This is a genomic window from Mucilaginibacter limnophilus (assembly GCF_004005815.1).
Lineage (GTDB): Bacteria > Bacteroidota > Bacteroidia > Sphingobacteriales > Sphingobacteriaceae > Mucilaginibacter > Mucilaginibacter limnophilus.
The window spans coordinates 846,123-860,628 of record NZ_SACK01000001.1; the positions used below are offsets into that span (position 1 = coordinate 846,123).

Here is a 14,506-nt window from a genome sequence, read left to right on the forward strand (position 1 = left end):
TTGTTATTTTGCCTATCCAATTGCAAACCAACGGTTATGTACAAATTTCATGTCAGTATAGTGTTTATGCTGCTTGTTTATTCCACTGCTTTTTCGCAGCACGATAAATACAGGTTTACGCAATACAACATTTCGAAAGGCTTATCGCACAACCAGGTTAACGCTATATTAAAAGATAAGCATGGATTTATGTGGTTTGGTACGTTATCAGGCCTTAACCGTTTTGACGGGTATAAGTTCAAGATTTTTAAGCATGAATTAAGTGACCCGAAATCATTAAATGATGATTGTGTTATAAATCTGCTTGATGGCCCTGAAGATAAATTATGGGTTCAAACGCGGGTAGGATGGCAGATGTATAATCCATTAACCGAAACCTTCGAACGCAACACTGCCGCTTACTTAAAGAATAGGGGTATGCCCAACGATACCCTGAAAAACATTGTTAAAGCTAAGGAAGGAAGCTTTTATTTCCTGTTTTCTTCGGGAGTATATCATTTGGGCAAGAGTAAAAGCAGGGCCGTCTTTATTAACCCATTTCTTTATAAACTTAGTAAAAGTCCGGTATCGGGCATAGCGGTTTCATCAAAAAACACCTTATGGGTATTGCATAATAATGGCGCACTTGAGCATATCAACTATGAACAGCAAAGGTTGCTCGCACGCAAGTCAGTCAACAATACAGGTATAGGTTGCCGGTTGTATTGCGATAGCGATGATGAGTTGTGGCTTTTTAATACCGGGGTTTTTAATGGTGTTTACTGGTATTCGCCTAAATTAAATAAGGTTTGGGCAATTAATACTAATAGCGCTTCGATGCGTTTAAATAACAACATTATTAGTGCTATAAGCCAGGACGATAAAGGCCATATATGGTTGGCCACTGACCATGGAGGGGCTAACGTTATTGATAAGAAACAAGAGACGGTTACCTATCTGCTTAATAATGCCAATGATGATAAAAGCGTAGCACAAAACAGCGTGTCAAGTATCTATGCCGACGGCGCGGGCGGGGTGTGGCTTGGTACATTTAAAAAAGGAATAAGCTATTATAAAGAGAACGCGCTGCTTTTTCCATTGTACAAGCATAACCCGTATAGCACTGTTAGCTTACCTTATGATGATGTGAACCGCTTTGTTGAGGATGCTTATGGTAATATATGGATTGGCACTAATGGCGGCGGTTTAATAAAGTTTGATCCGAAACACAATTCTTATAAGCAATACCTGCATAATGCATCAAATAACAGTATAAGTAACGATGTTGTAGTTAGTTTGTGGATAGACAAAAAGGGTATATTATGGATAGGCACCTATTATGGCGGACTTGATAGGTTTGATGGGAAAACGTTTACAAATTTCAGGCATAATCCGGCTGATGCGAATAGTATAGCTGATGATCGGGTATGGGAGATATATGAAGATTCGGCCGGTCGCTTATGGGTAGGTACCTTATCGGGTGGTTTAGACCTTTTTAACAGGCAAGCTAATAAGTTCATCCATCATAAACGTGGCGGTAAGTATGATATACATTCTACCTATATATCTTCAATTACTGAAGACAGAAATGGTAATTTGTGGTTAGGCACGTCAGATGGTATTGATATACTCGAAAAGAACACCGGCAGGTTCATTAATTTCAAGCATGCCGAAAACAACGCATCTACATTAAGCAATGATAACGTTAACGCTGTTTTATATGATAGCCGTAAACTGATGTGGATAGCCACACGTGAAGGACTGGATGTTTTTAATGAGCAGCGCCGTAAACTATACACATTACGCAAAGAACAAGGCTTGCCCGATAACACAGTACTTACTGTTATTGAAGACAAAATTGGCCGTGTATGGGTGAGTACGCCTAACGGGCTTTCTGCGATATCTGTAAAGGCTGACAGCAGGAAGGGTTACTCATTCAGTTTCCGGAACTATGATGATTCGGATGGGTTACAGGGGCGTGAGTTCAACGAGAATGCCGCGTTTACAACACGTTCCGGTTATTTGATTTTTGGCGGCGCAGGAGGATTTAATTTCTTCAACCCCTCGCATATAATAACAGATCAGCGTATACCTGAAATTGTTTTTACCGATTTGCAACTGTTCAATAAAAGCATACAGGTGAATGAAAAAATAGGATCGGGAATAGTATTATCACAATCAATCACCAGTTCGCACGAAATAGTACTTCCTTACAACCAAAACGTATTTTCAATAGAGTTTTCGGCCTTGAACTTTGTTAATCCCTATAAATGCAGGTATGCTTATAAAATGGATGGGTTCAATAAGGAATGGCTTTTTGCCGATGCAGCGACACGTAAAGCAACTTTTACAAACCTTAACGAAGGAACTTACACTTTGATGGTAAGGGCAAGCAACGAAAGCGGCATTTGGAATACTACAGGCATTGCATTAACTGTAAAAATTTTACCCCCATGGTGGCGCACACCTTGGGCATATATTAGCTATGTACTTATTGCCGGTGGAAGTTTATATTTTATCAGGCGGAAAGGGATACAGAAACTTAAGCAAGAGTTTGCTATTGAGCAGGAGCGGCAGGAAGCCCGGCGGATGCATGAACTGGATATGATGAAGATCAAGTTCTTTACCAATATCAGTCATGAATTCAGAACGCCTTTATCATTGATACTTACACCGGTTGAAAAACTACTAACCACTCCGGCAAAACATGATGAAACACGGCAGTACAAGCTGATACACCGTAACGCCCGCAGGTTGTTAAACCTTGTAAACCAGTTAATGGATTTCAGGAAGCTGGAAGTTAAAGAGCTTAAACTGCAAACAAAAAGGGGAGATATAGCCGCGTTTGTAAAGGATGTTTGTAATTCCTTTACCGATGTTGCCGACAAAAAAAACATCAGCTTTTCTTTTCATTCAGATGTGGCTTCATTGCATACATTTTTTGATCACGAAAAGCTGGAAAGGATTTTATTCAATTTGCTGTCGAACGCGTTTAAGTTTACACCCGAAAATGGCAGTGTATATGTAAAAGTTGCTTATGATAACGCGATGCATCAACTTTCTATAGTGGTAAAAGACAGCGGAATAGGCATTGCGCCCGAAAAGCACGATAAAGTTTTCGATCGTTTCTTTCAGGATGATGTTCCCGGCTCTATCATGAATCAGGGAAGCGGTATTGGTTTATCTATTGTGCGTGAGTTTGTTAAGCTGCATAGCGGAACCATAACCCTTACAAGTAGCCCCGGAAAAGGATCGGTGTTTACCGTTCAGCTGCCCCTTAAACCTGCGGGCGAAACCGTTTATGCTGACAGCGAAATAATTGAAGAAGCAGAGGTTGAAGTGCCGCAAAATATTGAGCTGCCATCTGTTACTAAAAAATATACCGTGCTGGTTGTTGAAGACAATGAAGATTTTCGCTTCTACATAAAAGATAACCTTTTGAAGTGTTTCAATGTTGCTGAAGCCGCCAACGGAAGGGAAGGCTGGCAAAAAGCACTTTCGATACACCCAGAGCTTATTCTGTCAGACATCAGTATGCCCGAAATGGACGGCAATGAATTATGCCGTCGTATTCGTAATGATAGTCGTACACAGCATATTCCGGTTATATTATTGACTGCACTTACGGGTGAGGATCAACAACTTAAAGGGCTTGAAACCGGTGCCAGCGATTATGTAACCAAGCCTTTTAATTTTGAGATACTGGTATCAAAAATATGGAACCTGATACGCCAGCATGAATCATTCAAAAAGACATACAAAAAACAGATTGAAATAAAGCACAGCGCTCCTGAAATAGAATCGTACGATGAAAAGCTGCTCAAGCGTGTTGTAGGGTTAATAGAAGAGCATATTGCCGACCCTGAGCTATCTGTTGAAGACCTTAGCAAACGTACCCATATGAGCAGGGTAGGCTTTTACAAAAAAATGCTTCAGCTTACCGGCAAAACTCCTGTTGAATATATTAAGTACATGCGGCTTCAACGGGCTGTGCAATTATTGGAAAAAAGCCGGATGACGATCTCTGAAATTGCATACGAAGTTGGTTACAGCGATCCAAAATATTTTACAAAAGTTTTTAAGGCACAATTTGGAAAATTGCCTTCAGCGTACATTAAACGCGGAAATTGAAGATTTTTACTCCTCACACGGTTAACATTTTTACTCCTATTTTTTAACAAATAGCACTCACTTCGGCTCAAAATACCGCCTAATTTCACCTCCCGGAGATCGCTCCAATTATAACCAAAGTTAACCGTAACTAATTTCTATGCCTAAAAAACTACTTGCATTTTTAATGCTTATTGCTGCCGTTTTTTTATGTGCGCCCGTGTTTGCACAAAGCGGATATACCTCTATACCCGGTGGTATAAGGGTTAAGCTTTCTTCGGGTAATACTCTTCAGGTAACTGCTATGGGTAAAAGTGTTATACATGTGCAACGTTCGCATGATATATTAAATGCACAAAAAAGCCTGATGGTTATGGATAGTAATACGAAAGCCGATTACAGTGTAACTAAAAAGCAAGGACATGTTTCAGTAAAAACATCAGCTGTAGAAGCAGTTGTCTCGCTTGCTGATGGTAGCATAATCTTTACAGATGCTGCAGGAAAACTGCTTAGCGCTGCAACAAAAAGTGATTTTACTCCCGTATCAAACGGTGGGGAAACATCGTGGCAATTACAGCAATACTTTACTTCATCGCCAACCGAGGCCTTTTATGGTTTAGGACAGCACCAGGAAGGGCTGATGAACTACAAGGGCTATCAGGTAAACCTGTCGCAGTATAATACAGACGTGGCCATTCCTTTTATGGTATCCAACAAAAACTATGGCATTTTATGGGATAATTATTCCATTACCAAGGTTGGCGATGTACGTGCTTATCAACCTTTGTCAGGTTTAAAGCTAATTTCTAAGACCGGCGATGAAGGCTGGCTTACCGCAAGCTATGTTTCACTTAACGATTCAACAAAAGTATTTGTACAACGGCCCGAATCGGTGCTTGATTACGCTTTTCTTAAAGACCAGGATAAATTTCCGGCAGGAGTAAAACTGGGTGATAGCCGGGTAATATACGAGGGTAGCCTGGCGTCGGGATATGCAGGCGTCCACAAATTCCATTTAAAGTATTCGGGTTATATAAAAATATGGGTGGACGGTAAACTGGTGGCCAACAAATGGCGCCAGGCATGGAACCCCGGCTCGCAGATATTTGAAGTAAATTTTCAGAAAGACAAAACTCAACCTGTTCGCATCGAGTGGATACCCGATGGCGGCGAAGCATACCTGGCACTTAACTGGCTGCCGCCCTTGTCGGCAAAAGAGCAAAATGAAATGGCTTTTTCATCTGAAGCTGGTGACTTGATAGACTATTATTTTATAGCTGGCGCAAACGCCGATGAAGTGATAAGCGGATACCGCACGCTAACCGGTAAGGCTACACTATTGCCTAAATGGGCTTACGGTTTCTGGCAAAGCCGTGAACGCTACAAAACGCAGGATGAAATACTATCTACCATAAAAGAGTTCAGAAAAAGAAAGATTCCAATTGATAACATCGTACTCGACTGGTCATATTGGAAACAAGACCAGTGGGGTAGTCAGGAGTTTGACGAAACGCGCTTTCCGGATGCAACCGGTATGATAAAAAGCCTGCACAACGACTACCATGCTCATTTTATGATATCGGTATGGCCTAAGTTTTATAAAGGCACCGCCAATTATGATTATTTGAACAGCAAAGGCTTATTGTACAAACGCAATATAGCCGACGCCCGTCGCGACTGGATAGGCAAGGGATACGAATCGACATTTTATGATGCTTACAACCCGCAGGCACGTGCCGAGGTATGGAGCATGATGAATAAACATTTATACAGCAAAGGTATTGATGCGTGGTGGATGGATGCGTCGGAACCCGATCTGCACTCAAACCTTGATGTTGAAACCCGTAAAACAACGTTTACACCAACCTACCTGGGTTCATCAACAAAATACTTTAACGCCTTCGCGCTTGAAAATGCTCATGGTATATATGAAGGCCAACGCGGAACGAACCCTTCGGCACGGGTATTTACCCTTACACGCTCAGCCTACGGCGGTATGCAACGTTACGCCGCTGCTACCTGGAGTGGTGATATTGCCTCACGCTGGGAAGACCTGAAAGCACAAATACCCGCCGGTTTGAACTTTTCATTATCAGGCATGCCTTACTGGACAATGGATATAGGCGGATTTTCGGTTGAACGGAGGTACGAGAAACCATCAGCAGAAAATCTTGATGAATGGCGTGAGCTAAACACCCGCTGGTATCAATATGGCGCATTTGTGCCGCTATTCAGGCAGCATGGGCAGTATCCATTTCGTGAGATATACAACATAGCGCCCGAAGGCCATAAAGCGTATAAAAGCATGTTGTATTATAACAAGTTACGTTACAGGCTGATGCCCTACATCTATTCTCTTGCCGGAGAAACATATCATAGCAACTATACCCTAATGAGAGGGCTTGTAATGGATTTTGGTGCAGATACCGCTGTAAATAATATTGCCGACCAGTACATGTTCGGGCCGTCGTTGCTTATCAATCCTGTAACCGATTACCGTGCAGTTTCACGTAAAGTATATCTGCCTAAAGGAGCCAACTGGTATGATTTGTATACAGGCAAGTTATTTAAAGGTGGCAATACTATCACAGCAGATGCGCCATACGAACGTATGCCAATATTTGTAAAACAAGGCGCCATTATTCCGTTCGGCCCAGAAATACAATATACTGCTGAAAAAACAGACGGGATAATCACAGTTTTTGTGTACACCGGCGCAAACGGTTCATTTAGCTTGTACGAAGATGAAGGCCTGAATTACAACTATGAGAAGGGGCAATTTTCTACAATTCCACTTAAGTATAACAATGCTTCCGGTGAATTAACTATAGGCGCTCGTAAAGGCAGCTACCCGGGCATCTCTTCACAACGAAAGTTCAAGATTGTATGGGTCACGGAAAGCTCGGGCGCATCTACAGACATCGATAAACAGCAGGGACAAACGGTTACCTATACCGGCAAACTGCTCACCATAAAACGCAAATACTAACTAAACCAATTATACTATGAATCAAATTATTACTAAACAAAAATTCAGGGCCTGGTTTATGGCTTTGATAGCGTGCCTCGTGATAGCGCAGAATGTAAACGCGCAAACCCGGCAAATCACGGGAAGCGTTATAAGCGAAGCCGACAAACTACCCTTACCCGGAGTGGTGGTGAAAGTGAAAGGCACTACAACCGGCACATCTACCAATCCTCAGGGCAACTTCACTATTACTGCTGCAACAGGTGATGTGCTGCAATTTACTTATGTAGGTTTTCAATCACAAGAAGTAACTGTAGGGGCTTCGGGTACTATTTCGGTGTCACTTGTTGAGAACATTAAAAATCTTGACGAGGTAGTAGTAATAGGCTACGGCGTACAAAAGAAAAAGCTGGTTACCGGGGCAAACCTGCAGGTAAAGGGTGAAGACCTGCAAAGGCAAAACACAACCAACGCCTTGCAGGCCTTGCAGGGGCAGGCGCCGGGTGTGCAAATCACTTCTTCAACGGGTCAGCCGGGCGGCGCCATGCGCGTTGTTATTCGTGGTTTGGGTACCATTGCTAATGCTTCGCCATTATATGTAGTTGATGGTGTGTTGACATCTGATATCACCTATCTTAACCCATCAGACATAGAATCTATCGACGTGCTGAAAGATGCCGCCTCTGCCGCGATATATGGTTCACAGTCGGCAAATGGTGTAGTACTGGTTACCACACGAAATGGAAAGGCCAACCAGAAAGCGCAAATATCATTTGATGGTTTTGCAGGTGTACAAAAACTTGCACGAAAAGCTGATCTGCTTAACTCCCAAGAGTATGCAACTATTATGAACGAAGCCGCCATCAACTCGGGTAAAGCGCCATATTTTACCAATGCCGAAGTTGACGCGATGGGAGAAGGTACCGATTGGCTCGGCGAAATGTTTGTAAACAATGCACGCACACAAAACTATGTATTGAGTGTTAATGGCGGTTCAAATAGCTCCATTTATTCAACTTCATTGGGATATACCGGGCAGGAAGGTATTGTAGGCGGATCGAGCCTTTCAAATTATGAGCGGTACAATTTTCGTATTAATACTGAACATAAGTTGTACAACGATATTATAAAAATTGGTCAGCATCTGAATTTTTCATACATAAAAAACAATGGCATAGGCGTAGGCAACCAGTATAACAACTCACTGCGTGCTGCTTTTAACACTAGCCCGTTTGTGCCGATGTATGATGAGAACGGAAACTTTTTTGACAACAGCAATTCAACCTGGTATAACGGTGAATCAAACCCATACGCGGTGATGTATTACAGCAACCAAAACCGTAATAACAATCAACGGCTTATTGGTGATGTCTACCTTTCTGTTGAGCCAATAAAGGGATTACGTTTCCGCACAAGTATTGGTATGGACTATAATGCAACTGAAGGACGTTCATTTCAGCCTATTTATAAATTATCAATCTATGCGTTTAATGATTATACCCGTGCGAGCCAGAATATGAGCAAGGGGCGAACTATTATGTGGGATAACCTGCTTAGCTATAATTTTAATATCGACGCGCATAACTTTGAAGTTTTGGCAGGTTCGTCGGCATTCCAGTACGCCGGATCAGGTTTATACGGTACAAACCGCGATCTTATTTTTGGCGACCTTGAGCATGCCTGGTTAAGCAACGCTACCAATACCGATGGCGCCAACATTACACTTGGTGGGGCACCAGATTTTGATGATAAACGCTTATCATTTTTTGGCAGGCTGCAATATAACTATAAAGAAACTTACCTGCTTAATGCTACCTTCAGGGCCGATGGTTCGTCGAGGTTTGCCGCCGGGCACCGCTGGGGTAATTTTCCATCGGTATCAGCAGGCTGGGTGGCTACAAACGAAGAGTTTTTAAAAGATGGTCAGGAATGGCTTAATTTCTTAAAAGTTCGCGCAAGCTGGGGCAGGGTAGGTAACCAGGCCATTCCGGGCTTTCAATATCTGGCGCCTATAAGCTTTGCTTTTACAAATTATATTTTCGGTAACCAGGAAGGCGTACTTACACCCGGCGCTTTTCCAAGCAGGCTTGGAAATCCCGGAGTTAAATGGGAAACATCACAACAAACCGATATCGGCTTTGATGCAAATTTCATTAATAACAAACTGGCTGTAAACTTCGACTACTATATTAAAGATACAAAAGACTGGCTTATTAATGCACCCATACCAGGTACTGCAGGGGCTGATGCGCCTTATATAAATGGTGGTAATGTACGCAATACCGGTGTTGAACTGGCGCTTTCATACCGCGGCAGTACAAACGGAGGCTTTAATTATACTGTTGGCGTAAATGGCGCATACAACAAAAATAAAGTTGGGCAAATACCAACAGCCGATGGTATAATACATGGTGCCAATAATCTGCTATATGATAATTCGCTTGAGTTTTACCGTGCCCAAAATGGCTTCCCTATAGGATATTTCTGGGGACTAAAAACTGACGGAATATTTCAAAATGAGGCAGAGGTTGACGCTCACCGAAGTAATGGTGTATTGATACAGCCAAATGCACAACCCGGTGATTTACGTTACGTGGATTTAAACGGCGATGGCCTGCTCAACGATGCCGACCGTACCATAATAGGTAACCCAAATCCTGATTATACTTTTGGGTTTAACTTTTCTGCTGATTATAAAGGTTTTGATTTTACCCTGCAGGCATCGGGCGTGGCAGGAAACGATATCGTTCAATCGTGGCGCAACCATGGTAATTCAAAAGCCAACTACTCTGCAGCTATACTTGACCGTTGGCATGGCGAAGGGTCATCTACAACAATGCCGCGTGTAACTGAAGATAACCGCAACTGGACACAGTTTTCAGATATCTACATCCATAAAGGCGATTACCTGCGCATTAACACAATAACCTTAGGTTATGATTTTGGCAGGGTGTTAAAGAAGAATTACCTGAGTAAGATAAGATTTTATGCTTCGGTACTTAACGTATACACTTTTACCAAGTACAATGGCATGGATCCTGAAATTGGTTACAGCGAACAATTTGCCTCCGGTGTCGACCTGGGATATTACCCCCGTCCGCGCACATTTATGATAGGCGCTAATCTTAAATTCTAAAATATTTATGAAAACATTGAAAATATATATGACCGTTTTAAGTGTAGTTATACTTAGCGGTTGCTCAAAGTTTTTAGATGTAGAACCCATAACCCAGGTTACCGACCAGAATTTTTATAAAACCCCTGATGATGCTTTTAAAGCATTGGTAGGTTGTTATGACGGGCTGCAGCAAATTTGGGCAAATGGTATGAGCTTTCCTGTCGCATCTGAAGTTTTGTCTGACAATACCTTTGGTGGTACAGGTGCATCTGATGGTTTTGGTTACCAGATGGTTGACGAGTTTGACAAAACGCGTTCGCCTGCCGATCAGAATATGTTTGGTGATAACTGGATTGCCTATTACAGGGGCATACACCGTTGTAATACGCTGATCAGTAAACTTGATCAAATTGAGTGGGGAAGCAGTAATTTGCGTGCTACCTACGAATCGGAAGTGCGCTTTATCCGAGCCTACCTTTACTTTGATATGGTGCGTTTATGGGGCAATATCCCATTGCTGTCGGTACCGACAGACGAGTATGTGCCTCAGTCAAATCCGGAGGATGTTTATAAACTGATAGCTGAAGATTTAATGTTTGCTGCTGATAACCTTGCGGCTACGCCATATACCGCGCAAAATGCTGCTACGTATGGAAGGGTAACCAAATGGGCTGCACAGGCGCTGTTAGCAAGGGCTTATTTGTATTATACCGGTTATTATAACAAGCCCGACCTGGCAGGTGTGATAGATAAAGCGCAGGCGCTTGCCGGTTTAGAAAGTATTATATCCACCGGTGGTTTCGGGCTTGTAGAGGATTTTGCTAATCTGTGGCCTGTTTCGCTTACAAAATATGTTGGAGAAGACAACAAGGAAACGATTTTCGCTATCAAATATACTTTCACCAGCGATTACGACGGAAATACTGATGGCAATCACTGGATGGTAATGTTTGGTATGCGTGAACAGTCTATCTACCCATATGGCAATGGCTGGGGCGGTGGTACGGTTAACCCTAAGCTGTGGAATGCGTTTAGTGATAACGATACCCGTAAGTCAGCCTCAATTATTTCAATTGCCAAAGAAGCGCTGCCGTTTACCAACCAGTCGAAACAGCGTGAATATACCGGCTACTATGTTAAAAAGTACACGCCGCTATCTGACAAAGACGGCAATAGTGAAGCTGTGAACCATGGTGGTGTAAACTTTATGATAGGCCAGTATCAGGATTATGTATCTATACGCTACGCTGATGTTCTTTTAATGGCAGCCGAACTGGGTAGCACTAACGCGCAAACCTATTTTGACGATGTACGCAAACGTGCTTACAAGGCCAACTTTACAGCGTTACCGGTTACAAAAGAAAATATTATGAAAGAGCGCCAGCTTGAATTTGCGTTTGAGGGACATCGTTATTGGGATCTGCTGCGTCAGGGAGTTGACTATGCTGCTAATAACATAGCCCAGGAAATAGTGGTACAAAATGCGGGTGTTAATACCAATAAGGTGATAAAAGCTTCAAACATAGTTCAAACCAAAGGTCTGCAGCAAATACCTTATTCACAGATCACACTATCTAACGGTACGCTGCTGCAAAATGCGGGATGGTAAAACATTAAATGATCATAATATGAAAGCATTTAAATATTTAATATGGTTTTTTGCTTGCGCATTAACCATTGCAGGATGTAAAAAGGATAATTACAGTTTAAGTGAAAGGCCTGATAAATCGCAAATTAAATTTGACGTAATACAGGATCTTGAAACCGACCCGGGAGGTAATACCGTAATCCTTGTAAATAAAACACCCGAATCCATAGCTATTTGGGATTACGGTACCGGCAAATCAAACCGCGACCGCGATACAATTCATTTTGCGTTTGCAGGTGATTATGTAATTAAATTTGCTGCCGAAACCGGAGGTGGCGTTGTTGAAATGGATCCCGTAACAGTAAAAGTTACAGCTGATAACTTAAACTATGTGAACGATCCGCTATGGAACTTTCTTACAGGCGGTGTAGGACAGGAAAAAACATGGATTTTGGATTATGGCGATCATGGTATATTTGATGGGCCATTATCATATTATGAGCCGCTTACCAACTGGCAGCAAATGCAGGATGGTACAGCCAAACTGGGTTGGGCTCCTGCATGGAAAGATAACCAGTGGATAATACCTGAGGCCGATAAGGCCAGCACCATGACTTTCAGCCTGAAGGGCGGCCCGTTCATGAAAACACATAAGGTTACCGAAGGGGTTGATGAATCAGGAACCTATTTTCTTGACGCGGATGGTAAAACGCTTACCACTTCAGGAGCAACCATACTGCGTTCACAAAGCTTTATTGCTAATGCCACCAACTGGAATAATAACCTGGTGATACTATCGCTTACCGAAAATCAGCTACAAGTAGGGGTAAGGCGTACCAACAGCGAAGGCGATTATCTGTACGTGTGGAACTTTATATCAAAGGAGTATGCCGATAACTATGTACCACCGGAAACCGGCCCGAAACTGCCTGATGCAGGTTTCGACCCTAAATTTGAGCCGGGAGGTTTATTAACCATGATCACCGGAGCCAGCGGTTACCAAACCTGGGCGATTGACGGGGCGGGTAATGCTATTGACTGGATTGGAAAAGGTAACGGCTGGACTAAAAGCAGCAACGACTCACGCGACTGGGGTTGGAACGCTTCGTGGGATGCCGTGGCCGGAAACTCGTGGATCAGGTTTGAAAAGAATGGTATGAAATACTTCCGCAACCAGGAGGGTACGGTAACAACCGGTACTTTTACCATAAATGAGGCAACCAACGAAGTTATGCTTAACGGCAATCTGCTTATTCAAAATACGGGTAACTGGATGAGCCCTGCTTCAAATACTTTAAAGGTAATTAAAGCATTCCCGGAAGAGTCGGACACCAAGGGTATCTGGTTTGCAACGTCGTATGACGCTGCAAAAGATGAGTGGTTCGCGTTCCACTATATCAAACAATAAAGCATCTAAGTGAACATATTGTTATAATAATTGGATTGCAAGCCGGCCCAAGAATATGGGTCGGCTTTTTTTAAATTTCTATCATGACTAAACATGTACTTAAGGGCCTGATTATAAACTTCTGCATTGCAGTAACACTAAGCCCAAAAAGCTAAAAAACGGTTGACTGACTGGCATCGAAATATTGGTCGGCTGGTATGGGGTCGTTTCACAATGTAGGTGAGCTGTTTAATACCGACATAAGCGGCGGCTTACCCGCTGTTATTGTTGAAATGTTGATATATGCTGATGAGGATACTATAAAATTACTGCCTGCGTTACCTGCAGATTGGAAAACGGGTAGTCTGCATGGCGCGCTACTTAAAGGGAATATATTAGTTGATGAGTTGGCATGGAATAAAAAAGAGATAAATTTTATTTTGACGTCTTCAGCAAATAAAAAGATTTCCCTTGAATTCCCGGAAGCGGTTAGAAGGATTAAATTAAATGGTGATAAGTTATCACCGGGAAAAATTAAAAAAAACAAATACTTATTGCAGCTGAACAAGGCCGAAAAAGTGTCTATAACGCTAATGTTATAAATAAAAGGCGGGCATTGTTATCATAACGTAAAGTAAAATTAAAGTGTAATTTTTTTATTAATTAAAAACTTTGTAACTATGCTTACCAATTTAGCTACCAAAAAGCAACTTAGTTATACATGCAATCTGCTGCGCAATATCAAATATGGCCGGATGAAAAGTTATTAGAACTGATCAGGTTTGACGATCGTACCGCGTTTGAATTGCTTTATAACAGGTACTCCTCCAAAGTTTTTCATGTTGCTTACAATCTTTTTCGTGACAAAACTGTTTGCGAAGACCTGGTACAGGAGTTGTTTATCGACTTGTGGTTTAAACGCTATCAGTTAAAGATCGATAATTTATCGGCCTACCTAAAAGTTGCCATCAAAAACCGGGTTATCGTTTATCTGCGTACGCAAAAAGCCACTTTGGATATTGACACCGTTGATAAGTTAATAGAGCAATATACGGCCGACAGCAAATTAATGCAGAATGACATATTAAAACTTCTTGAAGCTAATATTGCTGCACTTCCCGAAAAATGCCGGCAAATTTTCATTTTGAGTCGTAAAGAATATCTGTCAAATAAGGAAATTGCCGCACGGTTGAATTTGTCTGTAAAAACAGTTGAAAATCAAATAACTATAGCACTCCGTCACATTCGTACCGGCTTGACAGATTACCTGCCGGCAGCAACACTTTTCGTGTTGCTCAATCAGCATCTCAACTAAATAAAATTTATTTTCATTCGGTTTGGGGGATGCCCTTCTTT

General features: G+C 42.1%; 7 protein-coding genes. All 7 read left to right on the forward strand.

The window, feature by feature from the left end; genetic code table 11:
• Positions 1 to 36: 36 nt before the first annotated feature.
• Entirely contained in the window at positions 37 to 4,110 is a 4,074-nt protein-coding gene (locus tag EOD41_RS03525; protein WP_127703384.1) for a hybrid sensor histidine kinase/response regulator transcription factor, read from the forward strand.
• Between the two features lie 139 nt (positions 4,111 to 4,249).
• On the forward strand, positions 4,250 to 7,078 hold the full coding sequence (locus EOD41_RS03530; RefSeq protein WP_127703385.1) for a glycoside hydrolase family 31 protein: 2,829 nt from the start codon (positions 4,250 to 4,252) through the stop codon (positions 7,076 to 7,078).
• 16 nt (positions 7,079 to 7,094) lie between these two features.
• Entirely contained in the window at positions 7,095 to 10,193 is a 3,099-nt protein-coding gene (locus EOD41_RS03535; protein ID WP_127703386.1) for a SusC/RagA family TonB-linked outer membrane protein, read from the forward strand.
• Positions 10,194 to 10,200: 7 nt separating this feature from the next.
• A complete protein-coding gene (locus EOD41_RS03540) occupies positions 10,201 to 11,784 on the forward strand; it encodes a RagB/SusD family nutrient uptake outer membrane protein (protein ID WP_127703387.1) in 1,584 nt (527 codons plus the stop codon).
• Between the two features lie 19 nt (positions 11,785 to 11,803).
• On the forward strand, positions 11,804 to 13,171 hold the full coding sequence (locus tag EOD41_RS03545) for a hypothetical protein (protein WP_127703388.1): 1,368 nt from the start codon (positions 11,804 to 11,806) through the stop codon (positions 13,169 to 13,171).
• 197 nt (positions 13,172 to 13,368) lie between these two features.
• Positions 13,369 to 13,752, forward strand: coding sequence for a glycoside hydrolase family 95-like protein (locus tag EOD41_RS03550; protein WP_127703389.1), 384 nt, complete (start codon positions 13,369 to 13,371; stop codon positions 13,750 to 13,752).
• A gap of 119 nt (positions 13,753 to 13,871) precedes the next feature.
• The gene (locus EOD41_RS03555) at positions 13,872 to 14,465 is read left to right on the forward strand and encodes an RNA polymerase sigma-70 factor (RefSeq protein ID WP_127703390.1); all 594 of its coding nucleotides are present in this window, start codon (positions 13,872 to 13,874) and stop codon (positions 14,463 to 14,465) included.
• Positions 14,466 to 14,506: the final 41 nt, after the last annotated feature.